The following is a 1008-nucleotide window of genomic DNA, read 5'->3' as shown; positions in this document are numbered from 1 at the left end:
TGCACTGCTCCTTCTGCGGTAAAAGTCAGCACGAAGTCAAAAAACTGATCGCTGGCCCTTCGGTTTTTATCTGTGACGAGTGCATCGATCTTTGCAACGAGATCATTCGCGACGAACTCCCCGCTGGTGACGACGTTCGTGAGACGCGCACCGACCTGCCCACGCCCTCAGAGATCAAGGGAACACTGGACGGCTATGTGATTGGCCAGGAACCGGCCAAGCGCACCCTGGCAGTGGCGGTGTACAACCACTACAAGCGGCTGCGCCACAAGGAAAAAGCCAAAAAAGACGATGTGGAGCTGACCAAAAGCAATATTTTGCTGATCGGCCCCACAGGTTCCGGCAAGACCCTGCTGGCCCAAACGCTGGCGCGTACGCTGAACGTTCCCTTTGTGATGGCCGACGCTACTACGCTGACCGAAGCAGGTTATGTCGGCGAGGATGTCGAAAACATCATTCAGAAGCTGCTGCAGAGCTGCAATTACGAAGTTGAACGTGCCCAGCAGGGGATTGTCTACATTGACGAAATTGACAAGATTTCGCGCAAGTCCGACAACCCTTCCATCACGCGTGACGTGTCCGGCGAGGGTGTGCAGCAGGCGCTGCTCAAACTGATCGAAGGAACGATGGCGTCGGTGCCGCCACAGGGCGGCCGCAAGCACCCCAACCAGGACTTCCTGCAGGTGGACACCACGAATATCCTGTTTATCTGCGGCGGTGCATTCTCGGGCCTGGAAAAGGTCATCGAGAACCGGACCGAAGCTTCCGGGATCGGTTTTGGCGCGGCCGTCAAGAGCAAGAAGGCCCGCAGCCTGACCGAAGCCTTCAAGGATGTCGAGCCTGAAGACCTGATCAAGTTCGGGCTGATTCCTGAGCTGGTCGGYCGGATGCCGGTCGTGGCGACGCTGGCCGAGCTCACAGAAGACGCCTTGGTGCAGATCCTTACAGAACCCAAAAATGCCGTGGTCAAGCAATTCAGCAAGTTGCTGGCCATGGAAGGGGTTGATC

Annotated in this window: 1 protein-coding gene; it reads left to right on the top strand. The window is 57.1% G+C overall.

The features are described 5' to 3' along the window. Nucleotides 1–1008 (top strand): ATP-dependent Clp protease ATP-binding subunit ClpX (clpX, locus tag AC1DWI_RS24390; protein ID WP_477726072.1); only part of this gene is annotated, 1008 nt, incomplete at both ends.

The organism is Polaromonas sp. P3_C2, assembly GCF_056402675.1.
The sequence above is the reverse complement of the archived record's forward strand: the minus strand, read 5'-3'. Positions and strand labels throughout refer to the sequence as shown.